This window comes from Micromonospora sp. NBC_00421 (assembly GCF_036017915.1).
Classification (GTDB): Bacteria; Actinomycetota; Actinomycetes; order Mycobacteriales; family Micromonosporaceae; genus Micromonospora.
In genome coordinates, this window is record NZ_CP107929.1 from 4,813,026 (window position 1) to 4,837,530 (window position 24,505).

Below are 24,505 nucleotides of genomic sequence, written 5' to 3' on the forward strand. Positions count from 1 at the left end.
GCTCAGTCCACCCCCGCGAGCTGTTTCGCCCGGGCGAACACATCGTCAAGCATCTGTGCGGTCAACCGCCCGGTGAAGGTGTTCTGCTGGCTGACGTGGTAGCAACCGAGCAGATCGGGAGCGGCCGACCCGGACCAGTGTGCCCCATGGCCGAAGACCGGTCGCGGGCTGGGCGGCCGGACGCCGTACACCTGGCGCAGCACCGGCCACCACGCGGCCCAGGCGAAGCCACCCAGCGCGACGACCACCCGCAGGGTGGGCCGGATCAACTCCACCTCCCGGTGCACCCAGGGGGCGCAGGTGTCCCGCTCGGCCGGGGTGGGCTTGTTGTCCGGCGGCGCGCAGCGTACGGCGGCGAAGATCCGGGTGCCGACGAGGGCGAGCCCGTCGTCGGCGGCCACACTGGTCGGCTGGTTGGCCAGCCCGGCCCGGTGCAGGGCGGCGAAGAGCACGTCGCCGGAGCGGTCCCCGGTGAAGACCCGGCCGGTCCGGTTGCCCCCGTGCGCGGCCGGGGCCAACCCGAGAATCCCGATCCGCGTCGGCGCCGGGGCGGTGGCCGGTGGGCCTGCGCCGCCGCGCCCGGTGCGGTTGTCCGGGGAGCCGAAGCCGGGCACCGGCCGCCCCCAGTAATCCTGGTCGCGGAAGGCGGCCCGTTTCGTCCGGGCGACCTCCTCCCGCCAGTCGACCAGACGCGGGCAGGCGAAGCAGTCGCCGATCGCCGCGTCGAGGTCGGCCAGGTCGGTCGCCCGCGCGGCGCGGGCGACCACCTCGGCGGGGGTACGCGACTCAGCCAAGCTTGGCCCGGAAGAGTTCCAGGGTGCGGGCCCAGGCGGTGGCGGCGGCCCGCTGGTCGAAGTTCTCCGGCCGGTCCTCGTTGAAGAACGCGTGCGCGGTGCCCGGGTAGTCGTAGGTCTGGCAGGTGCCACCGGCGTTCTCGACGGCCCGACGCACGGTCTGTACCCCGTCGGCGGCGGAGAGGCCGTCCGCCTCGGAGCAGTGCACGACCGCCGCCTTGCCCGCGTAGTCGGCCCACTCGGTGGGCATCCCGTCCCACGGCAGCCGAGGGTAGAAGGCGGCGGTGGCCACGATCCGCTCGGCCCGGGTCGCCGCCCAGAGGGCCAGGCTGGCACCGGCGCAGAACCCGGCGCAGCCGACCTTGCCGGTCACCTCGGCCCGGCCGGCGAGGTATTCCGCCGCACCGGCGATGTCGGCCGCCGCCTCGTCCATCTGGGCGCTGTTGAGCATCTGCCGGGGCTCGCTGGGTTTGCTGGCCGGCTGGCCGTGCCGGAAGTCGGGGGCCAGCGCGACGAAGCCGGCCTCGGCGAACCGGTCCACCACCGAACGGATGTGCGGGACGAGACCCCACCAGTCCTGGATGACGATGACCGCCGGGCTGGCCGTTCCACTGGACGGTATCGCGAGATACCCCTCGCCGGTCCCTGCGCTACGGCGGTAACTCACCATCTCGCCCATCGGCCCGTCCTCCTGTCGGTCAGTCATCATCGGCTGGTCGCAGGGCGCTCCTACGTGTCGGTAGCCTGTCACGCCGTACGCGTGCCGGGAAGATGCCGGAACAGTGGCATATACCTCGCGTTCACCGACGGTGGCGTGGGACACGCCGACGGCGGCGCGGAGGTTCCCGCGCCGCCGTCGGCGGACTGCCGTCCCGACCCGGTCAGGCCTTCCCGGTCGACCGGAAGGCCCTCCCGGTCAGGCCTTCTTGGCCAGGCAGAGCAGGTAGCCCTTGCCGCCCGGGGCGATGTTGTAGAAGACGTAGCCGTCGTCGCCCTCCTTGAGGTACTGCTCGCACGCCTTGCCCGTCTTCGCCTGCGCCTCGGTCTGCTCCTCCACCCGGCCGACAACGGTGTAGACGGCCTCGGTCGAGGTGCACTTGACCACCTTGGCGTCGCTCACCGACTGCTCCTCGGTGCCTGTCACCTCGGGCAGTTCGGCGATGCAGTCACCGGCCTTCGCCTCGGCCGTCTCGTCCGGGTTGAGGAAGTTGCCGATGGCGCTGGCGACGCCGAACTTCAGCGCGGCGATCACCAGAAAGGCGACGACCGCGCCGACGATGCCGAGCGCCTTCTTCGCGCCGCCGCCCTTCGACTCCTCCGGCTGCTGCAGCTGCGCCGGCTGCTCCGGCGTGACGGCGGAGGCCGGTGCGACCGGCTCGGCCTGACCGGCCTGCTCGGCCTGGCCGGCCGGTTCTGCCAGCGGCGCGGGGGGCGGTGCGACCTGCTCTGACACGGGGTTTCCTTCCGAGGGGTGGATGAGCAGACGACAACGTAGCGACGAAGATCAGCGTGCGCTGCCCCGTTCCCATCGTCCGTTCAGCCATTTCCCAGCAAGGCCGGGTCAGCGGGTAGCGGTGGGCAGGGGCTCGCCCGCCGGCCCGGCCACCGACGGCGGCGCGGGCGGCGTCGTCGGAGCCGACCCGGTGGGAACCGGCGTGCCCGGGGCGGTGGGGTCGGCGGTGCCTGGCCCGGTGGGGACGGGCGCGCCCGGCGTGGTTGCCGTCGGAACGGCGACGGGCCCGGTCGGTGCGGGCGAGACGCCCGGATCACCTGTCGACCCGGGCGGGAGCGGGGCAACGGCCGGCGGGCGCGGCCGGAACGGCGCCTGCTCCGGGCAGTACGGGTAGCCACGCTGCATGGGGTTGACGTCGGGCAGGGCGGGATCGTCGCAGGCCGGCCAGCCCAGCCGGATCGGGGTGCCGTTCTGGTCGAAGAGCCGGGCGTTCTCCACCACCCGCCCTTCGCTGTCGTAGACGTAGACGTCCTGCACCTGGTCGTACGGGTTCTGCACGGAGGTCGACTGGTAGCCGTAGTCGGCACCGAGGCGGGCGTTGTCGTCCACGACCAGCAGTCCGCCGATCGCGAACAGGATCAGCCCCACTGCACCGGCGTGCACCGCCCAGCGCTGCCAGATTCGCAGTTCGGAGGTGTGGCGACCCAACCAGCAGGAGCCGACGACCAGCCCGGCGAACATCAGCAGCCCGACGAACCAGTTGCCGTCGAGCCGGGGCAGCAGGCCGAGCGGGCCGTCGGTGCTGATCGCGGTGATCAGCATCGCGGCCAGGTAGGCGCGGCCCACCCACCAGGCCGGGCGGAGCAGCCGCAGGAACTCGCCCGCCGTGGCGTGCCCGAGCAGTGGGCCGAGCCGGGCGTCGACCCGGTCGATCCGGGTCCGGGCATGTCCCACCATGACGGCGATCCGCCGTTCCAGGACCCGTCGGCCGGCCGCCGGATCGCCCGCCCCGGCGGCGGCGCGCAGCTCCGCCGCGTACGCCTCGGGGGTGCCCAGCCGGTCGACCAGCGAGCCGTCGGCTTCGGCGGCGACCTCGGTCAGGTGTTCCGGAAGGTCCTCGGTCAGCTCGTCGCGGGCCTGCGGTGGCAGGTCGGCCAGGGCGGCCCGCACCCGCTCGACGTAGTCCGTGACGTCCTGCCCAGTGACGGTCATGCCGTCCTCCCCCGATCGTCGAGCAGCTGGTCCATCGTCGTGGCGAACGCGCGCCAGGTCTTGCCGGAGCGGGTGAGCTGGTCACGGCCGGCGGCGTTGAGCGCGTAGTACTTGCGGTGCGGCCCGGACTCGCTCGGCACCACGTACGTGGTGAGCAGCCCGGCGGCGAAGAGCCGACGCAGCGTGCCGTAGACCGAGGCGTCCCCGACCTCCTCCAGCCCGGCCTCCCGCAGCCGGCGCAGGATGTCGTACCCGTACCCGTCGGAATCCCGCAGCACGGCCAGAACAGCCAGGTCAAGCACACCCTTGAGCAGTTGTGTGGTGTCCACACGACACACACTACTGCGCAATGCAAACTACCGTCAACAACACACTACCCACCCCCACCCGTCCCCGTCCCGCCCCCACCCCCGTCCCCGTCCCGCCCCCGCCCCACCCCCGCCCCCGTTGATCAAGAAGTTTGCGTCATTCTTGGCGGGACTTTTGACGTAAACCTCTTGATCAACGGGACGGGGGCGGGGCGGGGGCGGGGGCGGACGGCAGCTGCTTGGCGCGTCCGACGTGGACAGTCAGCGATGCCGAGATGACTCGCCTGCATGTTGCAGCGCGGGGAAGGGGATTCCCGATGACGCCGGAGGCGTCCACCGGACCGGCCGGAGCGACGGGTCAGCTCGTGGCGGGCCGGAGGCTCCAGGCGATGCCGTCGAGGATGTCGTGCTCGGAGGCGACCACCGAGGACATACCGGCCCGTTCCATGATGACCCGCAGCACCAGCGCACCCGCCCCGATCACGTCCGCCCGGCCCGGGTGCATCACCGGGATCTCCAACCGCTGCGCGGCAGTCTTCGCCAGCAGGTCGGCGGTCACCTCGGCCACCCGCTCGTACGGCACCCGGGCGTGGTGGATGCGCTCCGGGTCGTACTCCTGGAGGCCCTGGGCGATGGCGACGACGGTGGTGACCGAGCCGGCGAGGCCGACCAGGGTGGCGGCCTGACGGCCGGGGACGGCGGCGAGCGCCCGGTCGACGGCGGCGGCGATGTCGGCCTGCGCGGCGGTGACCTCGTCGGCGGTCGGCGGGTCGCCGGGCAGGTGCCGTTCGGTCATCCGGACGCAGCCGATGTCCACCGAGATCGCCGCCTGGACGCCACCGTCACGGGTGCCCACCACGAACTCGGTCGAGCCACCGCCGATGTCCACCACCAGGTACAGCGGCTGCGCGTCGGCGGGCAACCCACGGACCGCCCCGGTGAACGACAGCCGGGCCTCCTCGTCGCCGCTTACCACCTCGGGGGCGACGCCGAGGGTATGCGCGACCATGGTCCGGAAATCGGCCGCGTTGCTGGCGTCCCGGGTCGCCGAGGTGGCGCACATCCGGACCCGCTCGGCCCCCAGCTTCTCGATCTCGGCGGCGAAGCCGGCCAGCGCCACCCGGGTCCGCTCGATCGCCTCGGGGGCCAGCCGCCCGGTCCGGTCGACGCCCTGACCGAGCCGGACGATCTCCATCCGGCGGGCCAGGTCGACAAGCGGGGCCTGCGGCCCGGCCGACGGGTCGGGCAGGTCGGCGACCAGCAGTCGGATGGAGTTGGTCCCACAGTCGATGGCGGCCACACGCGTCGTCACGGCGGCAACCCTACGGCAGCCGTCGGCACCGGCTCCTACGATCCGCCGGGCCGGTCCGCGATCCGGGAGCGCCGGCGACGCCCCCGCGCCCGGAGCAGCCAGGGCAGCAGAGCCGCCAGCAGCAGGAGCACCACCAGCGGCGTACGCCACCACCCGGGCACCGTCGTCGGTGGTGCGTCGGGCGGCGCGGAGACCCAGGGACGGGCGGTCTTCGCCCAGGCCAGGAAGGCGTCCCCGATCGGGAGCAGGCCGAAGGCGTACCGCCGGGTGTGCGGGGTGTCCAGCGGCAGACCGACCAGCTCGCCGTAGTTGGCGAGCGCCCCGGCCAGCGCGTCGTCGCCCTGCACCTGGGCCGCGCCGAGCGTCACCACGGTGGCGGAGAAGCTCACCCCGAGCGGCAGCGGCCCGGAGTCGACGTCCCCCGGGCCGTCCAGGCCACGCGGATACTCCCGGACGGCCGGGCCGAGCCTCAGCGGCGACACCACGTACCCGGCGCGGAACCGCAGGTACTGCTCGCGGGCGAAGGTCGGGTCGATCTCCGGCAGGAACCGCTGGATGACGCTCTGCGAGGTGCCCCGGGCCACCTCGGTCGGCGCACCGGTGCCCGGGTCGACCCGGTGCGGCAGTAGGCCGGTACGCGGGTCCAGCCGCTGGCGTACCCCGTCCAGCCAGCGCCGGGTGGTCGGGGCGAAACGCGGCGGCAGCAGGTGGTCGTGCAGCCGCAGCGAGGCCACCGCGACGGTGGAGTCCACCGGCCACGCCTGCCCCGGGTACGCGGCGAGGTACGGCGTGGCCGAGGCGTCGAACGCGGCGGCCAGGGCGGCCGACGCCTCGGCGAACCGACGCACCTCGGCCGGGTCACGTCGCTGCGCCGGTTGCAGGGCGAGCACCCCGCCGCGCAGCCAGTTCGTCCAGCCGGCGTGGAAGACGCCGTACGCCGGGGTCAGGTCGGGGCTGAACGGGGCCGTCCCGGCCGGCGACTCCAGCCGGGCCAACGCCCACCGGGCCTCCCGCAGCGCCTCGTCCCGCCCCTCGGCCGGCTGCCGCAGGCCGGTCTCCACCCGGGCCAGCCCGTACAGCGCGTGGGCGAAGAACCAGCCCTCCGGGAACATCGCCTGGGCGTCCTCGCCGGCACCGTCGTCGAGCGCGGCCCGCAGGTAGCTGAGCTGCCGGTCCACCCCGGGCGGCCGACCGTCGACACCACCTGTCGCCGGGGCGATCAACCGGGCCACGCCGACCAGGGCGAACAGGGTGATCAGGGCGGCGAGCACCGCGCCCAGCCGGCGTAGGATCGTCACCGGCCCAGGATGGCGGGCCGGGTCAAGGCCGGACCGACCGCCAGCCCTACAGCCGCAGTAGCATCCGGGTGTTGCCCAGGGTGTTCGGCTTGACCCGTTCCAGGTTGAGGAACTCGGCGACACCCTCGTCGTAGGAGCGCAGCAGCTGCTCGTAGACGGGTTGCGGCACCGGGGCGCCGTCGATCTCGGTGAACCCGAACGCGCCGAAGAAGGCCGTCTCGAAGGTGAGCACGAAGATCCGGGCGATGCCCAGCTCCCGGGCGGCGTCGATCAGCTCGGTGACGATCCGGTGGCCGATCCGACGCCCCCGGCAGACCGGGTCGACCGCCACGGTGCGGATCTCCGCGAGGTCCTCCCACATCACGTGCAGCGCGCCGCAGCCGACCACCGTACCGTCGCCGGCCACCGCGACCCGGAACTCCTGCACGTCCTCGTAGAGGGTGACGGTGGCCTTGCTGAGCAGCCGCCGGTCGTCGGTGTAGGTGTCGACCAGCCGACGGATCCCGCGTACGTCGCCGGTGCGGGCCCGGCGTACCACGATCTCGTCGGTCATCTCACTGCGCCGCCGGCAGGTCCACGCACGGCCCGGCGGCCCACCACTCCCCCACCAGCGCGAGCGTCTCGTCGCCGAACGGGTTGACCCCCGGCCCGGCACCGAGCGCGTGGCCCAGGTGCACGTGCAGGCACTTCACCCGGCCGGGCATCCCGCCGGCGGAGATGCCGGCGATCTCCGGCACCTCGCCGATCGCGGCCCGGCGGGCCAGGTAGTCCTCGTGCGCGGCCCGGTACCGGTCGGCCAACTCCGGGTCCTCGGCGAGCCGCTCGGCCATCTCCTTCATCAGCCCGGCCGACTCCAGCCGGCTGCACGCCGCCGTCGCCCGGGGACAGGTCAGGTAGAACAGCGTCGGGAAGGGGGTGCCGTCGGCCAGCCGGGGCGACGTCTGCACCACGTCGGGCAGGCCGCACGGGCACCGGTGGGCCACCGCCCGGGTGCCCCGGGGTGGGCGTCCGAGCTGCGCGGCCACCGCGGCCAGGTCGGCCTCGGTGGCCGGCTCGTGCTCCGGCGGGGGTACGGAGTCCGCCGCCGGCTCCTGCGGTGGTACGACAGTCACGGTGCCCATCTCTCGTTCGGTACGCGGGTGCTGCTCACTGGTCCGAGGCGTCGCCGTTCGCCGCCCGGACGCTCGACCACAGGGTGTCGTACCAGGGGTCGGGGGCCTTCGGGGGGCCCGACGGCCGGCCACCGGCGGCGTCCCTGGCCGCGCCGTCCACGTCGTTGAGCACGATCACCGGGGTCTCGCCCGGCGCCACCATGTAGAACCGTTCCCGCGCTTTGATCTTGATGTATTCGGGGTCCTGCCACTTCGCCGCCTGGGCCGACAGGTCGGCGATCTCCTCGCGCTGGGCGGCCTGGCTGGCCTCCATCCGCTCGATGTCGACCTGCTGGTCGAGATAGACCCGGACCGGATAGGTGTACGCCAGGGCGAGCGCGAGCAGCACCGCGAACAGGACGGTGGCCCGGCCGGTGAACCGTCGGGGGTGGGGTGCGGTGAGCCGTCGGATGGTGCCACCGGCAGCCGTCCGGCGGGCCGCCGCCGGACGGCTCGCCGACCGTACCCCGTCGGCGCTGCGCGACCGGGCCGTGGTGGCCCGCGCCTCGGCGCGGACCCCACCGTCGCGCAGCGGTGTCCGGGCGCCACCCGGCCGACCGGTCGGTCGGCGGGCCGGGCGTTGACCACCCGGCGTGCGGCGCTGCTGCATCGTCACACCCCTCCCCCGAGGTACGCCTGGGTCAGGCCGAACGGTAACGCGGGAACGCGCCGACGCCGGCGTACCGCGCCGCGTCGCCCAGCTCCTCCTCGATCCGCAGGAGCTGGTTGTACTTGGCGACCCGGTCGGAACGGGCCGGGGCACCGGTCTTGATCTGACCGCAGCCGGTGGCGACGGCCAGGTCGGCGATGGTGGTGTCCTCGGTCTCGCCGGAGCGGTGGCTCATCATGCACTTGAAGCCGGCCCGGTGCGCCAGGTCCACGGCGTCCAGGGTCTCGGTCAGCGAGCCGATCTGGTTGACCTTGACCAGCACCGCGTTGGCGGACCTCTCGGCGATGCCCCGGGCGATGCGCTGCGGGTTGGTCACGAACAGGTCGTCGCCGACGATCTGGATCCGGTCGCCGACGGCGGCGGTGAGGGTCGCCCAGCCGCTCCAGTCGTCCTCGGCCAGCGGGTCCTCGATGGAGACGATCGGGTAGTCGCCGATGAGCTTGGTGTAGTAGTTGCTCATCTCCTCGGCGCTCTTGGCGGTGCTCTCGAAGGTGTAGGTGCCGTCGTCGAAGAACTCGGTGGCGGCCACGTCGAGGGCGAAGACGATGTCGGTGCCCAGCCGGTAGCCGGCCTTCTCGACCGCCTCGGCGATCAGGTCCAGCGCGGCGGCGTTGCTGGGCAGGTTGGGGGCGAAGCCACCCTCGTCACCCAGGCCGGTGGAGAGGTCCTTCTTCTTCAGCACCGACTTCAGCGCGTGGTAGACCTCGGCACCGGAGCGCAGCGCCTCCCGGAAGCTGGGGGCCCCGATCGGGGCGATCATGAACTCCTGGACGTCGACGTTCGAGTCGGCGTGCGCCCCACCGTTGAGGATGTTCATCATCGGCACCGGCAGCAGGTGGGCGTTCGGGCCGCCCAGGTAGCGGAACAGGCTCAGCTCGGCGCTGCCGGCCGCCGCCTTGGCCACCGCCAGCGAAACGCCGAGGATGGCGTTCGCGCCCAGCTCGCCCTTGTTGTCCGAGCCGTCGAGGTCGAGCATCTTCTGGTCGATCAGCCGCTGCTCGCTGGCCTCGTAGCCGATGAGCTGGTCGACGATCTTGTCCTCGATGTTGGTGACCGCGTTCTCGACGCCCTTGCCCAGGTAGCGGCCCTTGTCACCGTCGCGCAGCTCGACCGCCTCGAAGGCGCCGGTGGAGGCGCCGGAGGGTACGGCGGCGCGGGCGATCGTGCCGTCGTCCAGCCCTACCTCGACCTCGACCGTGGGGTTGCCCCGTGAGTCGAGAATCTCCCGGGCGACGATTCCCTCGATGGTTGCCACTGAGTCGCTCCTCGTTCGTTGTGCGAATCCGGTATGGGCCGCGACGGTGCGGCTGAGGCAGATGTTGAACGCAGCGTATCGGGCCGCGCCCGGACCCACGCCGTCCGGGGACACGTAGCCGACCCCTGATCCGCCCACCAAGACGGACATTCCCGGATTCTCACCGCTCAACCGGCAACCGGTTTGCGCCGGGTGGACCCGATCGACCACGCTGGTCGCCATGCCCGCCGTCTCGACCACCCTCCGCGTGCTCGCCGTGCCGGTCATCGCGTCGCTCACCGTCACCGGCTGTCAGACCCTGGACGACGCCGGACGCACCCTCGGCCGGTCCGATCTGGTCAACGACCTCGCCGCCCGGCTCGACGAGTCACTGGCCCGGACCTGGACCGCCGAGTACCGGCTCCCCGGCGACCGGGCCATCACCATCGCCCAGGAGAAGGAGCCGGCCCGCTCCGCGTACACCTGGACGGCCGGCAAGATCACCGTCTCCGAGCAGGCCATCACCCGGTGCGAGACCACCGCCGGGCGGACCGCCTGCACGGTCGTGCCACCCGTGCTGATGTCCGGCAAGGCCGCCGTCCCGCTCTTCACCGAGGCCCGCAAGATCGGGCTGGTCACCCCGCCCGCGGTCATCGGGCTGCTCACCGAGGCCGCCCTGGACCCGCGCGCCCAGGTCAAGCAGACCGACACCACGATCACCGGGCACCACGCGAGCTGCGTCGAGGTCCGCCGCGACGCCGGCGACTTCGACGCCTGCGTCACAAGCGAGGGCGTGCTCGGCAGCTTCACCGGGGTGCTCGACGGCCGACCGGTCGAGCTGACCCTGGACCGCTACACCGACTCGGTGGCCGCCACGGCCTTCGACCTGCCGGCCGGCGCCGGAGTGACGGACCGCCGACCGGCGACGTCGTGACCGTCCCCCCGTCCGGACGTGCCACGCCCGCCACCGACGGTGCCGCCGACCCGTCGCCCGCGCCAGGCGACCTGGGCCTGGTGGTGGCCGGTGCCCGGCTGCTCACCACCCCCGACGGCGGACTGCCCCGGGTCGGCGACCTGCCGGTGGAGACCGGGTGGGTGCCGCTGGGCACGCTCGACGGCGTACCGGCCTGGACCACGGAGACGGCCGACCCGGGCCGGGCCGCCAACCCGGGCCGGGCCGCCGGAGGCCGGGCGACGACCAGGGGCGGGGACAGCACCGGGGGCGGAGACACAGCCGGGGGCGGGGAGACGACAGGCGGCCGGTGGCCGGTCGGCCGGTGGCGGAGTTGGCGGGCGCTCGCCGCGGAGCTGCCCGAGCCGGTAGCCACGCTCGCCGGCCGGGCGGTGGCCGTGGTCACCTGGCGGCGTACCCACCGCTGGTGCGGGGCCTGCCGGGCGGCGCTCACCGACGTGCCGGGAGAAACCGCCCGGCGCTGCCCCGACTGCGACCTGTACGTGCCGCTGCGGCTCTCCCCGGCGGTGCTCGCCGCGATCACCCGCCCCGGCCCGACCGGCGGCCCCACCGAGCTGCTGCTGGTCCGGCACGCGTCCGGGCCGACCGAGCTGTGGGCGCTGGTCGCCGGCTTCGTCGAGGCAGGCGAGTCGCTGGAGACGGCGGTCCGCCGGGAGGTCACCGAGGAGGTCGGGCTGGACCTCGACACGGTCGACTACTTCGGCAGCCAACCCTGGGCGATCTCCGGGCCGGGGGTGCTGCTCGCCGGCTTCACCGCCACCGCCGCCGACCCCACCGTCGAGCCGGTGGTGGACGGGCGGGAACTGGTCAGGGCCCGCTGGTTCCCGGTGGACGCCCTGCCTGCGGAGCTGCCGCCCGCGTACTCGATCTCCCGCTGGCTGATCGACGCGGTCGCCGGCCGGGCCTGACCCGGATGGCCCGGCGGCGCGCCTGGAACACGCGCGACCCGGCTTGCGACCGGCGAACCCGGACGGTTCAGCTGCCGAGCAGGGTGCGCAGGTGGCGCGGGGGTGGGCAGTCGTGGGCGAGCATCGCGTCGTGCCAGTCCCGCAACGACACCCCGGCCGGGCGGGAGCCGGCGATGTCTGCCAACTCGGTGTAGCCGACGAAGTAGGTGGAGAGCTGGGTGGAGGTCAGCAGCGCCCGCCGCCACTTGCCGGCGGCCTCGCCCTCCTCCTGGAAACCGCGCCCGGTCATCAGTGCCAGCGCGTCCGCCTCGGTCATCCCGTCGCAGTGCACCAACTGGTCGAGCAACGCGTTGATGGTCATCCGTAGCTGCATCTTGAGCTGCTGCAACCGGACCGGCAGGCCGCCGAAGCCGAGGCCGGCCATCAGCTCCTCGGCGTAGACCGCCCAGCCCTCGATGAACACCCCCGACTCGGTCAGCGCCCGGACCCGGGTGGGGCCGGCGTACCGGCGGGCGTGGGCGAGCTGGAGGAAGTGCCCCGGCATCGCCTCGTGCACCGTCAGGTTGCGGATCATGTGGTCGTTGTACTCCCGGTAGAACGACTCGACCCGGTGCGCCGGCCAGTCCGCCGGGGTGGGCGCGATGCAGTAGAAGGTGGGCAGGCCCGCCGTTTCCAGCGGGCCGGGCGGGTCGCAGTATGCCACCGCGACACCCCTGGCGAACTGCGGCATCTCCTGGATCACACATGGGTCCTCGACCAGGCTGACCAGGTCGTGCGCCCGGACGAAGTCGGCGGCCTCGTCGAGGGTGACCGAGGCGAGGTCCACGATGGAGTGGTCGTCGGGGTGCTCGGCGGCGAGCAGGTCCAGCGCGCGGCGTACCGTCTCGTCGTCGGCCGGGCCACCGACCAGCTCGACGGCCGCGACGCGGATCTCGGCGGTGACGCGGTCCAGGTTGTCCCATGCCCGGCGCTGCACCTCGGCCGCGCCCAGCTCGGTGTCGAGGGTGTGCCAGAGCCGGGCCTCCCAGCGGCGGCGGCCCAGCCGGGGGTCACGCCCCGGCCCGGCGTCGGCGGCCAGCCCGGCGCGCAGCCAGCCGACGAACTCGTCAAGCTCGGCGATCGCCGCCGTCGCCGCCGGCCCCACCGTGTCGCGCAGCGCGGGAGCCTGGGCGAGCAGCACCGGCACCTCGTCACGGATCAGCGCGGCGGTGCCGGCGAACTGCCCGACCGCCGTCTCGGCATGGATCCGGGGCATATCCCGCAGCGTCGCCCGCGCGGTCGCCAACGCATCGGGTACGGCCGTCAACCGCCCGACCAGATGGGCCAACCGCTCCTCCACCGGGGCGTACGGGCGGGCGAGCAGGGCGTGCAGCAGGGGGCCGGGATTGTGCCGCAGCGGGTCCCACTCGTACGCCCGGATCTCGGTCGACTCGAACAACTCCCGGTCGACCAGGGCGCTGAGCAACGCGTGGTCGACCTGCTCGTCGATGTCGAGCGCATCCGCGTCGACCTCGGCGAGCGCGTCCGCGGCCTCCCGCAGCATCACCTGGTCGGCCTGCACCGCCTCGGCGGAGAGATCCGGCAACCGGTCGTCGTACCGGTGGTCACCGGCGGAGGTGGCGAGCCCGGGGCGGCTCTCCAGCAGGGCGTCGACGATCCGCTCGGCGAGGGGCACGAAGGAGGACATCCGCTGACCCTACCCACCCCCGGGGTAGCCCGGAGCGGGCCAACGACGATCAGGCTGGCCCGCTCGTCGCGTTCTACGCCCGGTGGGCCGCCCATTCGTCGGTCCAGGCCGCGAGATCGTGCACCCAGCGATCGGTGCCCTGGCGTGACTTGGCAGCCCACTTCGAGGCGTTTCTCGATGCGAAGTCGTCCAGGACCTCGCGGTCGGCGCCGGCCCAGGCGGGAAACTGGGCCAGCCAGTCCTCCGCCTGGGCCGGGGTGTGGCCGTTGCCGATCAGCCACGGGACGAGCAACGCCAGCTCGACCCACGGTGCCGCCTTGGTCGCGTACGCCCAATCGACGATCCGAAGTCCGTCCGACGTCAGGATCAGATTGGCCGCGTTGAGGTCGGAGTGCACGAGTGAGTCGCCGTCCATCGCCGGATGCGCGAAGCCGAGCCGCCCCTGCGGAGTGAACAGCGGCACGCCCGGGGCTGGGGCCTCCTGAAGCTCCTTCAGCGTCAAGGCGAACGCATCGAGATCACGGCTACCGGGCGACAGGTCGGGGTGGGGACCGTCAAGGCGCTCGGCCCCCACCACCAACCAGCCGTCGGACTCGAAGTCCCACAGGATCGTGGGCGGATGACTACCGATGACCTTGGTTACCGCCAGTTCATAGCGCAGTGACCGAACGCCCAGGCCCGAAGAGGCGGCCTTGACGAAGACCGTGCCGGTTGAGCCGATGACGGTCGACGCGATCTCCGCGTGGTCACCACTCGGAGCCGGGTACGCGCCGATGATGCCGCCGACTCGTTCGGCAACTGCCGCCCTCACGGCATCGGGCAGGGCGATCCACTCACTGCGCATGTCCACCTCTCGTTGTTACCTGCCGCTGAAGTCCGGCTCCCCGGGCGGGCAGCACGATTCCGCCTCACCGTGCCAGAACTCCATGTCGACCCGGTACCCGGTGGCGTGCAGCGCCGCGAGCGTGAACGTGACAGCCGTGCCGTCCATCATCCCCTCGGTCAGGATGGGGATGTGGTGGACGAAACCCCCGGCGATCTGCTCGCAGGCGGCGGCGTAGGGCACGGTGTGCTGCAACACGGAATGCCACACCGCGTCGACCGGAAGGGTCGGCACGACACGGCCGACCGACCCGTCCGGCAGCGACATCCCGAAGTCCGGGTTGCCGACGTTGTCTGCGTGCGCCTTGAGGAACACGCAGAACTGTTCGACGGCCCGCTCCGCGTAGGCGCGGGTGACGTGCCGGTCGGCGGCGAAGTAGTCGACCAGCTTGCCGAAGACCTCCGACGTGACGAGGGTTCGGGGATCGAGCGCGGTCGTGTTCGTGGTCGGTTCACTGGCAGTGACAGTCATGACTTCTCCTTGCACCTGTGCAGTCAGCGGTGCTGGTTCGCACCATGTACGGGCCGGTGCCCGCGTGTCTGTCCATCGGTGAAGCGATCATGAAGTGCGGGTGACTCGCGGCGAGGTTGATGCGGAGGTCCCCGCACCCTCGGCATGGCCCTCATCCTCGGGCTCGCGCCCAGGCGAGGAAGCGGTCTGCCATGTCCGCGCGCCGGTCGGGGTTGAGCTGGGTGAGCTGACTCGTCGCCTCCTGCATCAGGGTGCCGAGGTAGACAAGCAGGGCGGTCCGGTTCTCCCGATACTCGGTGAGCAACGCGAGCTTGGCCGGCTGGCAGGGCCACTCCCTGCCGCAGTTGCGGCAACGCCACAGCGGGCGCATGGCGACGTGCGGGACGGGCGGGCGGACCACCGCCATCACCGCACCGTCGCGGCGCTGGCACGCGCCTCGTCGTTGGTCAGGTCCAGGAACCACAGGAACCGCTTGACGATCCCGTACGGCTCCGGCCCCTCCGCATCGGTCCTGACGGTCACCAACGGCCCCCGTTCGCGCGCCACTCCCCAGCCAAGGTCATCAGGGGTTGCTCGGAGGTCCGCACCGAGGGAACCAACATGGTGGGCTGGTAAGCCCAGGGTGGGCGGACCGACCCGATCGCCCGGCAGGGCGGAGTCTTCCTGGCCATCCACCGCCTGATCGTGCGGATCATCTCGACCTCCCTTGGAATTGGAAGGGGGCCGCTCCCCTCCCCCTGGACGGGAGCGGCCCCACCGCGAAGCCGGCCCCAACGCTGTCCTGTCGGAGCTGACCCGCCTGAATGACAGTCTGGTGAGGACACCACTACGCTCGGAAGCCACACACGCTGCACCGGCCCAGGTGTGCAGCTCGGCCACCTTCACGTGCAGGAGTGTGCAGATGGAAAGCCCGCCCATGCTGGAGTTGTTCGCCGGTGAGCTGCGCCGCCTGCGAGTCAAGGCCGGACTGTCTCAAGAGGCGCTGGGCGAGCAGATCAACTACTCGGCCTCACTGGTCGCCGCCGTCGAGCAGTGCCGCCGGCCACCGCGCGAGGAGTTCGCCGAGCGCTGCGACGAAGCCCTCCAGGCGGACGGCCTGCTCAGTCGGATCCGGGACGCCCTGATCAAGGAAAGCCTGATGCCGTGGTTCCGCGAGTGGGTCACGATCGAGCAGGAGGCGACCGCGCTGTGCTCGTTCCAGCCGCTGGTGCTGCCCGGCCTGCTCCAGACCGAGGCGTACGCGCGGGCCCTGCACGAGGGGGCGAGTCACCTGGTCGGGGATGCCATGGAGCAGCAGGTCGTCGCCCGACTGGCCCGGCAGGAGATCCTTCATCGGGACAGCCCGCCCCTGTTCGTGGCGGTGCTCGACTACACCGCCCTGGAGCGCCCGATCGGTGGCCAGAAGGTGATGCGCGAGCAGTTGCTCCACCTCCAGGAAGTGGCGCAGCAGCCGAGAGTCCACCTTCACCTGATTCCGAAGGGCACGGGGGCGTATCACGGGCTGAACGGCGCCTTCGTCATCGCCACCCCCGCAGAGGGTGACGACATCGCTTACCTGGACAACCAACTACAGGGAACCATCGTCGAGCGGGCAGCATACGTACACTCTCTGCGGCAGACCTGGGAGTCTGTGCGAGCAGAGGCAATGCCCAAAGGGGCCACCCTCAAGTTGATCTCGGAGGAAGCAGAGTCATGGACCTGACCGGCGCGATCTGGCACAAGAGCACGCGGAGCAGCGGCAACTCCGGTGACTGCATCGAGGTGGCGGACAACCTTCCCGGCATCGTGGCCGTCCGCGACAGCAAGGACCCTTCCGGCCCGGCCCTGGCCTTCGAGCCGGCTACCTGGCAGGCGTTCATCGGCTTCGCCAAGCAGTCCTGACACCACGTACGAGCGGCCCCCTCAGCCCCATGACACCGCGCTGAGGGGGCCGCTTCGTGTGCGCGTCAAGCCCCGGGTCTGGTGGAGGGCGACGACATCGCTTACCTGGACAACCAGCTACACGGAACGCTCGTCGAGCGGGCAGCAGACGTACACTCTCTGCGGCAGACCTGGGAGTCTGGGCGAGCAACGGCTATGCCCGAAGGGCCACCGTCACGTTGATCCCGGAGGCAGCAGAGACATGGACCTGACCGGCGCGATCTGGCACAAGAGCACCCGCAGCGGCACCGGTGGTGGCGACTGCGTGGAGGTGGCCGACAACCTTGCCGGCATCGTGGCCGTCCGCGACAGCAAGGACCCTTCCGGCCCGGCCCTGGCCTTCGAGCCTGCGGCCTGGAAGGCGTTCGTCGGCTTCGCCAAGCAGTCCTGACACAACCCGTACGAGCGGCCCCTCAGCCATCGCGCGGAGGGGGTTCGGCGGTGCGCAGGGCGGTGGCGTGGGTCAGGGTGGCGTGGCGGAGCGCGGCCTCCGGGTCCAGGCCGGCCCGGCGGGCCTCGGCCACCATGGCGAGCATCGTGGCACCGAGGCGCGACTCCGGGTCGGGCTCGGCGTCGGGGGACGGCAGGGGGACGGTCAGCCCGGCCCGGCCGGCCCGGTCGAGGATCTTGGCGGCCAGGGACAGGGCGGGCTGGCTCAGCGCGATGCCGTCGAGGACCGACGCGCGGGCCTTCTCGGCCTGCTTGATCCGCTCCCAGTTCGCCTCGATCTCCGCCAGGGAACCCGCCTCGGCACCGGCGAAGACGTGCGGGTTGCGGCGGACCATCTTGTCGACCAGGGTGCCGGCCACGTCGTCGACGTTCCACCGCTCACCCTCGGGCAGGTCCTCCGCCAGGCGGGCGTGCAACAACACCTGGAGCAGCACGTCGCCCAACTCCTCGCGGAGCGCGTCGGTGTCGCCGTCGCTTATCGCGTCGTACGCCTCGTAGCACTCCTCGATCAGGAAACCGGCGAGGCTACGGTGGGTCTGCGCCCGCTTCCACGGGTCACCGCCCGGTGAGGCGAGCCGGTCCATCACCTCGACCGCGTCGAGCAACCGGGCCCCGGGCGGATCCCACGAGCCGTACATCAGCTCCAGCTCGGCCAGCCCCGGCTGTCGGGCCAGCCGCAGGCCCAGCTCCCGGGCCAGGGTCTCGTCACCGGCCGGACCGGCCAGCCAGACCGCCGTACCGTGGGCCGCCGCCGCGTCGAGCAGCGCGTCGGTGGCCCCGGCGGACACGACGGTGACCTCGACGCCCGCCGCGCGTACCGCCATGACCTGTGCACTCTCCGCGCCGGTGAGCACCGGTGCGCTACGGAGCACGTCCCAGGCGGCGACGGTCAGCAGACCGGCCGGCAACCGGGGCGAGCTGACCAGCAGGACGATCCGGTCGGACATGCTCAGGAGGCCGCCGGCCCCTGCGCCGGGGTCGGGCTGCCGACCGGCTCGGGGGTCGACACGTCGGTCACCGGGCCGCTCGCGTCGATGTACGGCAGCGCGTAGAAGACCAGTTCCTGGCCCTTGTTGACCCAGGCGGGTACGCCGAGCGGCCGGTACCGGGGGTTGACCTCGACGTTGGTCTTGTCGGCCTGCTCCTCCAGCGCGGCGCTCAACGCGGAGGCGCTGCGGACGAAACCGCCGTCACCGAAGAGCTTCCGCACCTCGGCCACCGACAGGCCCGGCTCGATGCCACCGGTCTTCTCGATCGCGTGGTAGACCGCCATCACCGACTCGTCGCTCAGGTCGGCCGGCGGCAGCTGCTGACTGAGTACGGCGAACAGGTCCGCCCACTCGCCCCAGAGCTTGGCGAACTCGGCCTGCGGCGGCATCTGGAGCTGCTCGGCCAACTGGTCGGGGGTGATCTGGTCGGGCACCTGGAGGTTCTTCTCCGCCGCGACCCGCTTGCCCAGGTCGATGCTGACCAGCAGGTTCACCACGTCCTGCCGGGTCACCCCGGCGCGCAGCTGCTCGGGGCCGGGGGTCTGGCCGGACTGGGTCGCGCCCTGGCGCACCGCCTCGGCGTACTTCGTCTGGGCGTCGGTGTAGATCGCGTCCACCCGGGCGACCGAGTAGCGACTGTCGCCGATGTATGCGGCCACATCCGGAGATGCCTTGCCGCAGGCGGAGAGGGAGAGGACACCCAGGGCCGCGACGCTGGCGGCGGCGATGAGACGGCGTGCACGCATGACTGTCACTCTCTCATGCCTGCCTGTGTACGGTGACGCCGCCCACCGCGACCTGCGGCCCCACCCCGCGCTCCGCGCCATTCGGTACGCGCGCCCACGCGCCGTGCCGTCCGGCGGGCGGCAGCCCGGTCATGCCCGCGCTCCGGCGAGTGCGGCCGGCTCGCCGAGGACGTCGGAGAGGAGTTGGGCGCACCACTCCAGCAGCGCCTGGTCCCGCAACGGCTCGCCGCCGATCCGGCGGGTGCTCGGCCGGGGCACGCTGACCTGGTCGGTGGCCGGCTTGTAGACCGAGTCCGGGTGGTAGCGCTTGAGCCGCAACTGCTTCGAGTCGGGCAGCGGCAGCGGCCCGAACCGCAGGTGCTTGCCCTGCATGCTGACGTCGGTCAGGCCGTAGCGGCGGGCCAGCAGCCGGAACCGGGCCACCGCGACCAGGTTCTGCACCGGGGCGGGCGGCTCGCCGTACCGGTCGGTCATCTCGGCCACCACCTCGCGCAGCCGCTCGTCGTCGCGCGCCTCGGCGAGCTTGCGGTACATCTCGAGGCGCAGCCGTTCCACCCCGACGTAGTCGAGCGGCAGGTGCGCGTCGATCGGGAGGTCGATGCGGACGTCGGTCTCCTCCTCGGTGCTCTCGCCCTTGAACGCCGACACCGCCTCGCCGACCATCCGGACGTACAGGTCGAAACCGACGCCCTCGATGTGCCCGGACTGCTCACCGCCGAGCAGGTTGCCGGCGCCCCGGATCTCCAGGTCCTTCATCGCCACGTACATGCCCGCGCCCAGCTCGGTGTGCTGGGCGATGGTGGCCAGCCGCTCGTGGGCGTGCTCGGTGAGCGGCTTCTCCGGCGGATAGAGGAAGTACGCGTACGCCCGCTCACGGCCCCGGCCCACCCGACCCCGGATCTGGTGCAACTGGGCCAGGCCGAGCAGGTCGGCCCGCTCCACGATCAACGTGTTGGCGTTCGGGATGTCGATGCCGGACTCCACGATGGTGGTGCAGACCAGCACGTCGAACTCCTTCTCCCAGAAGCCGACCATCACCTTCTCCAGCGCCTCCTCGCCCATCTGCCCGTGCGCCACCGCCACCCGCGCCTCGGGCACCAGCTCGCGCAGCTTCCGGGCGGTCCGGTCGATCGACTCGACCCGGTTGTGCAGGTAGAAGACCTGCCCGTCGCGGAGCAGCTCACGGTGGATGGACGCGGCCACCTGCCGGTCGTCGTACGACCCGACGAAGGTCAGCACCGGGTGCCGCTCCTCGGGCGGGGTGGCGATCGTCGACATCTCCCGGATGCCGGTGATCGCCATCTCCAGCGTCCGCGGGATCGGGGTGGCCGACATGCTCAGCACGTCGACCGAGGCGCGCAGCGTCTTCAGGTGTTCCTTGTGCTCGACCCCGAAGCGCTGCTCCTCGTCGATGACCACCATGCCGAGTTGCTTGAACCGGGTGGCCGTCTGGAGCAGCCGGTGGGTGCCGATGACGATGTCGACGGTGCCGTCGGCGACCATCTCCAGCGTCCGCTCGCTCTCCTTGGCGGTCTGGAAGCGGGAGAGCTGCCGGATGGTCACCGGGAACTGGTTCATCCGCTCGGCGAACGTGTTGTAGTGCTGCTGCACCAGCAACGTAGTCGGCACCAGCACGGCCACCTGCTTGCCGTCCTGCACCGCCTTGAACGCCGCGCGTACCGCGATCTCGGTCTTGCCGTACCCGACGTCGCCGCAGATCAGCCGGTCCATCGGGACGGTCTGCTCCATGTCCCGCTTGACCTCCTCGATGGCGGCCAACTGGTCGGGCGTCTCCTGCCAGGGGAAGGCGTCCTCCAGCTCCCGCTGCCACGGGCTGTCCGGGGCGAACGCATGCCCCTTGGACGCCTTCCGGGCGGCGTAGAGCTGGATGAGCTGGGCGGCGATCTCGCGGACCGCCTTGCGGGCGCGGGCCTTGGACTTCTGCCAGTCCGAGCCGCCCATCTTGTGCAGGGTGGGCTGCTCACCGCCGACGTACCGGGACAGCTGGTCGAGCTGGTCGGTGGGGACGAAGAGCCGGTCACCGGGCTGGCCGCGCTTGCTCGCCGCGTACTCGATGACCAGGTACTCCCGGGACGCGCCGTTGACGGTGCGCTGCACCAGCTCGACGTACCGGCCGATGCCGTGCTGCTCGTGCACGACGAAGTCGCCGGCCTTCAGCTCGAGCGGGTCGATGGTGTTGCGCCGCCGGCTCGGCATCTTGCGCATGTCCCGGGTGGAGGTGCCCCGGCCACCGCTGACGTCGTTGCCGGTGAGCAGCACGAACCGCGACGCCTCGTCGACGAAGCCGGCGGTCAGGCAGCCGCAGGAGACCAGCACCTCGCCGGGTGCCGGCGCGGCCGGCACCTGCTCGGTGAACCGGGCGCCCAGGCCCGCGTCGCGGAGCACCTCGACGGCCCGCTGGGCGGGGCCGTGCCCCTCGAAGACCAGCGCGACCGACCAGCCCTCGCCGGTCCAGCGCCTGACGTCGTCCACCACTCGGTCGGTCTCGCCGTGGTAGAGCGGGGCGGGCTGGGCGGCCAGGCTCACCGCGATCGCGTCGTCGGGGGTGACGTCCACCTCGGCCGGTGCGTCCTCCCAGGGTTGCCGGGCGGGGGTGGCGGCGTCCGCCTCGACCAGCCCGAACGGGGCGAGCGTCCACCAGGGCTGACGCCGGGCGCGGGCGGTGGCGCGTACCTCGGCCAGGGACTTGAAGGCGGCGGCGCCGAGGTCCACCGGGGCCTGGCCGCCGACGGCGGCCGCGGCCCAGCTCGCCTGGAGAAATTCCTCCGAGGTACGCACCAGGTCGTGCGCCCGGGTGCGGATCCGCTCCGGGTCGCAGAGCAGCACGTGGGTGCCGGCCGGCATGGTGTCCACGAGCAGTTCCAGGCTCTCGTCGCCGAGCAGCGCCGGGACCAGCGACTCCATCCCCTCGACCGGGATGCCCTCGGCCAGCTTGTCGAGGATCTCGGCCAGCTCCGGGTGCTCTCCGGCGAGCGCGGCGGCCCGCTTCCGCACGCCCGGGGTGAGCAGCAGTTCCCGGCAGGGCGGCGCCCAGAGCATCGGCGTGCCCTCGATGGTCCGCTGGTCGGCGACGGCGAAGGTGCGGATCTCCTCCACCTCGTCGCCCCAGAACTCGACCCGCGACGGGTGCTCGTCGGTGGGCGGGAAGACGTCCAGGATGCCGCCCCGGACGGCGTACTCGCCGCGCTTGGTGACCAGGTCCACCCGCGCGTACGCCATGTCGGTCAGCTGCCTGGCGATCTCTTCGAGATCAGCCTCCTCGCCGGCGGCGAGCCGGACCGGCTCCAGGTCGCCGAGCCCCTTGAGCTGTGGTTGGAGCAGAGACCGGACGGGTGCCACCACGACCCGCAGCGGGCCGGTGCGGCCGTGTGCGTCGGCGGACTCCGGATGCGCGAGCCGGCGCAGCACGGCCAGCCGTCGGCCGACCGTGTCGGAGCGGGGCGAGAGCCGCTCGTGCGGCAGCGTCTCCCAGGACGGGAAGACCGCGACCTGCTCCGGCGGGAGCAGGCTGCCCAGCGCGGAGGCGAGGTCGTCGGCCTCCCGGCTGGTGGCGGTCACCGCGAGAACCGGTCGTCCCGCCCCACCGGCCGGCTCGTCGACGGCGACCGCGGCGACCGCGAACGGGCGCAGCGCGGCCGGGGCGGTCAGGTCCAGGCCGTCCACCTGGGCCGCGCCGGAGCGGGCCAGGTCACGCGCCCGGGCCAGCCCTGGATCGGCCAGGGCGGCGGCGAAGAGTCCGGTGAGCATGCGAGATCAACTCCGAGACGGGCACGACGATCACCCCGCGCCCGGTCTGGACGGGGGGTCTACGGATTCGACACTATCTCTTACGGGAGACGATCGGCCGCCATGCTGATCGGCGAGCACCTGGGGGGAACCTGATGCCCGAGGGAACCGGCAGCGATCCGCGCCGCAAGACCACGCCCGCCCGCTGGCGGGTGCTCGGCCACCCGGACGGGATCCTCGTCTACCAGGGCCAGTGCATGGTCGAGAACCACGACTGGTCGGAGACCGTCACCGACGACAGGTACAGGGTGGTGCTGGGCCGCTCCGGCGCGTCCCACTACCGGATCAACGGCCGCTCGGTGCTCGTCGACCCCACCTCGGTAGTGATCACCCGGCCCGGTGACGAGCAGGCGGCGGCGCACCCGTACGGCTGCGGTGACTCGTTCACCAGCCTGGAGATCGACCCGGAGGTGCTGGCGGACCGGCCGGACGGGGACCGCTGGCTCGACCGGTCCGGCTGGGACGGCCACTCGGACGCCTCCCTGGACCTGGCGCACCGGTTGCTGGTGGCGGAGTCCCTGCGCGGGCTGGACCGGTTCGAGATGGCCGAGCGGCTGCACCGGTTCCTCGGCCGCTTGCTCCAGCACAGCGCCCTGGCCGGGGACGACGAAGGGGCCGAGATCGACCGCGCGGTACGGCGGCGACCGGCGACCATGGCCGCTCACCGGCACCTCGCCGACCGGGCCCGCGAGGTGCTGGCCACCTCGGACTTCACCCTGGGCCTGGCCGAGGTCGCCCGTGCGGTGGGTGCCTCGCCGCACCACCTCAGCCGGGTCTTCCAGCGGGTCACCGGCAGCAGCCTCACCGCCTACCGGAACCGACTCCGGGTCCGGGCGGTGCTGGACACCCTCGCCGAGCCGGATGGTCCGCCGCTGGGCCGGCTGGCCAGCGACTACGGCTTCACCGACCAGGCGCACCTGACCCGGGTGGTCCGGGAGCAGGTCGGCCATCCGCCGGCCAGACTGCGCAAGCTGCTCGTCCCGAAGCGACCGGCCGCCGACTGACCGCCCATCCGAGCACATTTTTACAAGAACGAAGGCCACTCCGAAGGCGAGGATTGATCGCGTCAGCCCGGAACGGTCGCCGGATAGGCGGCCGGACGGGGGCACGCGGGCCCGCTCGGGGGGGCCCGACACCCCCCCCGCCGGGCCCCGGGTGGCCCACCTCGTGGCAACCCCGAAGGTGCCGTGCAGCCCCCTGCACGGCACCTTCGCCCTTCTCCGCCCACGCCGGGCCGTCGGACGGATCTTGACCGGGTACGCCGGGCATGGTGCGGTGAAGCCATGACGAGGCAGCACCGGGCGCAGTTCGACGCGGAGATCACCTTCGCCAACGGTGGCGGGTTGCGGACCGAGGGTTTCCGGCTGGACATCCCCGACCCGGACATCACGGACGACGCCCTTGCCACCCTCCTGGTCCGGCACCTCGGGCTGCTCATGGTGGCCGAGGTGCGGATCAGCGGAAAGACGATCATCGAGGAAGCGCACCAGGGCGGCCGGGGCGTGGCCACCGCCACCGGTCGGCGGCGGCTGGTCGAGTTGAGCCACCTGGTCACCGACGGGATGACCACCCTGCCCGGCTGGCCCGTCCCGAGGATCACCGACTGGCTGACCAGGGAGGCGTCCCGGGCGAACTACGCCCCGGGCGTCGAGTTCCACGTCGCCCGGATCGACATGATCGCCAACACCGGCACCTATCTGGACGCCCCCGCCCACCGCTGGGCCGACGGGGCCGACCTGGCCGGCGTGCCGCTGGACCGCCTCGCCGACCTGCCCGGGGTGCTGGTCCGGGTGCCGGCCGGCACCCGCGCGGTGGACCCGCTGCTGCTGGCCCCGTACGAGGTGGCCGGGCGCGCGGTGCTGCTGCACACGGGTTGGGACGTGCACTTCGGCACCGACCGGTACCCGGCCCCCGACGCTCCCTACCTGACCGGGGCCGGCGCGCAGTGGCTGGTCGAGGCGGGTGCCGCCCTGGTCGGCATCGACTCGATCAACATCGACGACATGAGCCCGGCCGCCGCCGGTGAACGGCCGACGCACAGCGCGTTGCTGGCCGCCGGCATCCCGATCGTGGAGCACCTGACCGGCCTGGACGCGCTGCCCCCGACCGGTTTCCGGTTCACCGCCGCCCCGCCCCGGGTGGCCGGCATGGGCACCTTCCCGGTCCGTGCCTTCGCCACGATCGACGATTGAACAGCCGCCTACTCGCCGATCCGGCGTCGATCGTGGCGGGTCGGTAG

At 72.5% G+C, this 24,505-nt stretch carries 25 protein-coding genes; 7 read left to right on the plus strand and 18 right to left on the minus strand.

Features of this window, described 5'->3' with window-relative positions; translation table 11 throughout:
• Nucleotides 1-2: 2 nt before the first annotated feature.
• The 11 genes from OHQ87_RS20135 to eno all read right to left on the minus strand — a co-directional run bounded on the left by OHQ87_RS20135 (nucleotide 3) and on the right by eno (nucleotide 9,453).
• Nucleotides 3-794 (minus strand): uracil-DNA glycosylase, encoded by a 792-nt coding sequence (locus tag OHQ87_RS20135; RefSeq protein ID WP_328340045.1) that lies wholly within the window; start codon nucleotides 792-794, stop codon nucleotides 3-5.
• Nucleotides 787-1,473 carry a dienelactone hydrolase family protein gene (locus tag OHQ87_RS20140; protein WP_328348924.1) on the minus strand — a complete coding sequence of 229 codons (687 nt, stop codon included), beginning with the start codon at nucleotides 1,471-1,473 and terminating at the stop codon, nucleotides 787-789. The genes OHQ87_RS20135 and OHQ87_RS20140 overlap by 8 nt, the downstream gene beginning before the upstream one ends.
• A 237-nt stretch (nucleotides 1,474-1,710) precedes the next feature.
• Nucleotides 1,711-2,247, minus strand: a complete 537-nt coding sequence (locus OHQ87_RS20145; RefSeq protein ID WP_328340047.1) for an LppU/SCO3897 family protein — start codon at nucleotides 2,245-2,247, stop codon at nucleotides 1,711-1,713.
• A 108-nt stretch (nucleotides 2,248-2,355) separates the two neighbouring features.
• Nucleotides 2,356-3,459, minus strand: a complete 1,104-nt coding sequence (locus OHQ87_RS20150) for an HAAS signaling domain-containing protein (RefSeq protein WP_328340048.1) — start codon at nucleotides 3,457-3,459, stop codon at nucleotides 2,356-2,358.
• Nucleotides 3,456-3,788, minus strand: coding sequence for a PadR family transcriptional regulator (locus OHQ87_RS20155; protein WP_328340050.1), 333 nt, complete (start codon nucleotides 3,786-3,788; stop codon nucleotides 3,456-3,458). The genes OHQ87_RS20150 and OHQ87_RS20155 overlap by 4 nt, the downstream gene beginning before the upstream one ends.
• 337 nt (nucleotides 3,789-4,125) lie before the next feature.
• Nucleotides 4,126-5,067 (minus strand): Ppx/GppA phosphatase family protein, encoded by a 942-nt coding sequence (locus OHQ87_RS20160; protein WP_328348925.1) that lies wholly within the window; start codon nucleotides 5,065-5,067, stop codon nucleotides 4,126-4,128.
• Between the two features lie 47 nt (nucleotides 5,068-5,114).
• Nucleotides 5,115-6,377 carry a hypothetical protein gene (locus tag OHQ87_RS20165; RefSeq protein ID WP_328340052.1) on the minus strand — a complete coding sequence of 421 codons (1,263 nt, stop codon included), beginning with the start codon at nucleotides 6,375-6,377 and terminating at the stop codon, nucleotides 5,115-5,117.
• A gap of 46 nt (nucleotides 6,378-6,423) precedes the next feature.
• On the minus strand, nucleotides 6,424-6,930 hold the full coding sequence (locus tag OHQ87_RS20170) for an amino-acid N-acetyltransferase (protein ID WP_328340054.1): 507 nt from the start codon (nucleotides 6,928-6,930) through the stop codon (nucleotides 6,424-6,426).
• A gap of 1 nt (nucleotide 6,931) precedes the next feature.
• Entirely contained in the window at nucleotides 6,932-7,489 is a 558-nt protein-coding gene (locus tag OHQ87_RS20175; protein ID WP_328340055.1) for a DUF501 domain-containing protein, read from the minus strand.
• A gap of 34 nt (nucleotides 7,490-7,523) precedes the next feature.
• On the minus strand, nucleotides 7,524-8,138 hold the full coding sequence (locus tag OHQ87_RS20180; protein WP_328340057.1) for a septum formation initiator family protein: 615 nt from the start codon (nucleotides 8,136-8,138) through the stop codon (nucleotides 7,524-7,526).
• A 31-nt stretch (nucleotides 8,139-8,169) separates the two neighbouring features.
• Nucleotides 8,170-9,453 (minus strand): phosphopyruvate hydratase, encoded by a 1,284-nt coding sequence (gene eno, locus OHQ87_RS20185; RefSeq protein WP_328340059.1) that lies wholly within the window; start codon nucleotides 9,451-9,453, stop codon nucleotides 8,170-8,172.
• A 220-nt stretch (nucleotides 9,454-9,673) separates the two neighbouring features.
• On the opposite strand from eno, the gene OHQ87_RS20190 reads away from it, so the two are divergent.
• Together OHQ87_RS20190 and OHQ87_RS20195 are read left to right on the plus strand one after the other, a co-directional pair.
• Complete coding sequence (locus tag OHQ87_RS20190) at nucleotides 9,674-10,366, plus strand: hypothetical protein (protein ID WP_328340061.1); 693 nt, start codon at nucleotides 9,674-9,676, stop codon at nucleotides 10,364-10,366.
• On the plus strand, nucleotides 10,363-11,313 hold the full coding sequence (locus OHQ87_RS20195) for an NAD(+) diphosphatase (RefSeq protein ID WP_328340064.1): 951 nt from the start codon (nucleotides 10,363-10,365) through the stop codon (nucleotides 11,311-11,313). The genes OHQ87_RS20190 and OHQ87_RS20195 overlap by 4 nt, the downstream gene beginning before the upstream one ends.
• A 67-nt stretch (nucleotides 11,314-11,380) precedes the next feature.
• On the opposite strand, the gene OHQ87_RS20200 is transcribed toward OHQ87_RS20195, so the two are convergent.
• From OHQ87_RS20200 to OHQ87_RS20215, 4 genes are all read right to left on the minus strand, one after another.
• Nucleotides 11,381-13,000, minus strand: coding sequence for a DUF885 domain-containing protein (locus OHQ87_RS20200; protein ID WP_328340066.1), 1,620 nt, complete (start codon nucleotides 12,998-13,000; stop codon nucleotides 11,381-11,383).
• 73 nt (nucleotides 13,001-13,073) lie between these two features.
• The gene (locus tag OHQ87_RS20205; protein ID WP_328348926.1) at nucleotides 13,074-13,844 is read right to left on the minus strand and encodes a phosphotransferase family protein; all 771 of its coding nucleotides are present in this window, start codon (nucleotides 13,842-13,844) and stop codon (nucleotides 13,074-13,076) included.
• Nucleotides 13,845-13,859: 15 nt separating this feature from the next.
• A complete protein-coding gene (locus OHQ87_RS20210; RefSeq protein ID WP_328340068.1) occupies nucleotides 13,860-14,354 on the minus strand; it encodes a hypothetical protein in 495 nt (164 codons plus the stop codon).
• A gap of 151 nt (nucleotides 14,355-14,505) precedes the next feature.
• Nucleotides 14,506-14,760 carry a flavin reductase gene (locus OHQ87_RS20215; RefSeq protein WP_328340070.1) on the minus strand — a complete coding sequence of 85 codons (255 nt, stop codon included), beginning with the start codon at nucleotides 14,758-14,760 and terminating at the stop codon, nucleotides 14,506-14,508.
• Between the two features lie 495 nt (nucleotides 14,761-15,255).
• On the opposite strand from OHQ87_RS20215, the gene OHQ87_RS20220 reads away from it, so the two are divergent.
• The 3 genes from OHQ87_RS20220 (at nucleotide 15,256) to OHQ87_RS20230 (ending at nucleotide 16,665) form a co-directional block, all read left to right on the plus strand.
• Entirely contained in the window at nucleotides 15,256-16,056 is an 801-nt protein-coding gene (locus tag OHQ87_RS20220) for a helix-turn-helix domain-containing protein (RefSeq protein WP_328340072.1), read from the plus strand.
• Nucleotides 16,047-16,235 (plus strand): DUF397 domain-containing protein, encoded by a 189-nt coding sequence (locus tag OHQ87_RS20225; RefSeq protein ID WP_328340074.1) that lies wholly within the window; start codon nucleotides 16,047-16,049, stop codon nucleotides 16,233-16,235. The genes OHQ87_RS20220 and OHQ87_RS20225 overlap by 10 nt, the downstream gene beginning before the upstream one ends.
• A gap of 241 nt (nucleotides 16,236-16,476) precedes the next feature.
• Nucleotides 16,477-16,665, plus strand: a complete 189-nt coding sequence (locus OHQ87_RS20230) for a DUF397 domain-containing protein (protein ID WP_328340076.1) — start codon at nucleotides 16,477-16,479, stop codon at nucleotides 16,663-16,665.
• A 22-nt stretch (nucleotides 16,666-16,687) separates the two neighbouring features.
• Here OHQ87_RS20230 and OHQ87_RS20235 read toward each other — a convergent pair whose 3' ends face one another.
• From OHQ87_RS20235 to mfd, 3 genes are all read right to left on the minus strand, one after another.
• Nucleotides 16,688-17,671 (minus strand): nucleoside triphosphate pyrophosphohydrolase, encoded by a 984-nt coding sequence (locus tag OHQ87_RS20235; protein WP_328340078.1) that lies wholly within the window; start codon nucleotides 17,669-17,671, stop codon nucleotides 16,688-16,690.
• Between the two features lie 2 nt (nucleotides 17,672-17,673).
• On the minus strand, nucleotides 17,674-18,459 hold the full coding sequence (locus OHQ87_RS20240; RefSeq protein ID WP_328340081.1) for a hypothetical protein: 786 nt from the start codon (nucleotides 18,457-18,459) through the stop codon (nucleotides 17,674-17,676).
• A gap of 129 nt (nucleotides 18,460-18,588) precedes the next feature.
• Complete coding sequence (mfd, locus tag OHQ87_RS20245; RefSeq protein ID WP_328340083.1) at nucleotides 18,589-22,227, minus strand: transcription-repair coupling factor; 3,639 nt, start codon at nucleotides 22,225-22,227, stop codon at nucleotides 18,589-18,591.
• Between the two features lie 134 nt (nucleotides 22,228-22,361).
• Here mfd and OHQ87_RS20250 point away from each other — a divergent pair, with 134 nt between their 5' ends.
• Both OHQ87_RS20250 and OHQ87_RS20255 read left to right on the plus strand, forming a co-directional pair.
• Nucleotides 22,362-23,270, plus strand: coding sequence for a helix-turn-helix domain-containing protein (locus OHQ87_RS20250; protein ID WP_328340085.1), 909 nt, complete (start codon nucleotides 22,362-22,364; stop codon nucleotides 23,268-23,270).
• Nucleotides 23,271-23,549: 279 nt separating this feature from the next.
• Nucleotides 23,550-24,458: a cyclase family protein gene (locus tag OHQ87_RS20255; RefSeq protein WP_328340087.1), complete on the plus strand. Its 909-nt coding sequence runs from the start codon at nucleotides 23,550-23,552 to the stop codon at nucleotides 24,456-24,458.
• Nucleotides 24,459-24,505 lie beyond the last annotated feature (47 nt).

Coding starts and splice junctions, on each gene's coding strand:
- OHQ87_RS20250 (WP_328340085.1), top strand. CDS start 22,362: ATGCCCGAGGGAACCGGCAGCGATCCGCGCCGCAAGACCACGCCCGCC.
- mfd (WP_328340083.1), bottom strand. CDS start 22,227: ATGCTCACCGGACTCTTCGCCGCCGCCCTGGCCGATCCAGGGCTGGCC.
- OHQ87_RS20190 (WP_328340061.1), top strand. CDS start 9,674: ATGCCCGCCGTCTCGACCACCCTCCGCGTGCTCGCCGTGCCGGTCATC.
- OHQ87_RS20170 (WP_328340054.1), bottom strand. CDS start 6,930: ATGACCGACGAGATCGTGGTACGCCGGGCCCGCACCGGCGACGTACGC.
- OHQ87_RS20240 (WP_328340081.1), bottom strand. CDS start 18,459: ATGCGTGCACGCCGTCTCATCGCCGCCGCCAGCGTCGCGGCCCTGGGT.
- OHQ87_RS20235 (WP_328340078.1), bottom strand. CDS start 17,671: ATGTCCGACCGGATCGTCCTGCTGGTCAGCTCGCCCCGGTTGCCGGCC.
- OHQ87_RS20140 (WP_328348924.1), bottom strand. CDS start 1,473: ATGGGCGAGATGGTGAGTTACCGCCGTAGCGCAGGGACCGGCGAGGGG.
- OHQ87_RS20200 (WP_328340066.1), bottom strand. CDS start 13,000: ATGTCCTCCTTCGTGCCCCTCGCCGAGCGGATCGTCGACGCCCTGCTG.
- OHQ87_RS20210 (WP_328340068.1), bottom strand. CDS start 14,354: ATGACTGTCACTGCCAGTGAACCGACCACGAACACGACCGCGCTCGAT.
- OHQ87_RS20180 (WP_328340057.1), bottom strand. CDS start 8,138: ATGCAGCAGCGCCGCACGCCGGGTGGTCAACGCCCGGCCCGCCGACCG.
- OHQ87_RS20220 (WP_328340072.1), top strand. CDS start 15,256: ATGGAAAGCCCGCCCATGCTGGAGTTGTTCGCCGGTGAGCTGCGCCGC.
- OHQ87_RS20255 (WP_328340087.1), top strand. CDS start 23,550: ATGACGAGGCAGCACCGGGCGCAGTTCGACGCGGAGATCACCTTCGCC.
- OHQ87_RS20230 (WP_328340076.1), top strand. CDS start 16,477: ATGGACCTGACCGGCGCGATCTGGCACAAGAGCACCCGCAGCGGCACC.
- OHQ87_RS20225 (WP_328340074.1), top strand. CDS start 16,047: ATGGACCTGACCGGCGCGATCTGGCACAAGAGCACGCGGAGCAGCGGC.
- OHQ87_RS20150 (WP_328340048.1), bottom strand. CDS start 3,459: ATGACCGTCACTGGGCAGGACGTCACGGACTACGTCGAGCGGGTGCGG.
- OHQ87_RS20205 (WP_328348926.1), bottom strand. CDS start 13,844: ATGCGCAGTGAGTGGATCGCCCTGCCCGATGCCGTGAGGGCGGCAGTT.
- OHQ87_RS20215 (WP_328340070.1), bottom strand. CDS start 14,760: ATGGCGGTGGTCCGCCCGCCCGTCCCGCACGTCGCCATGCGCCCGCTG.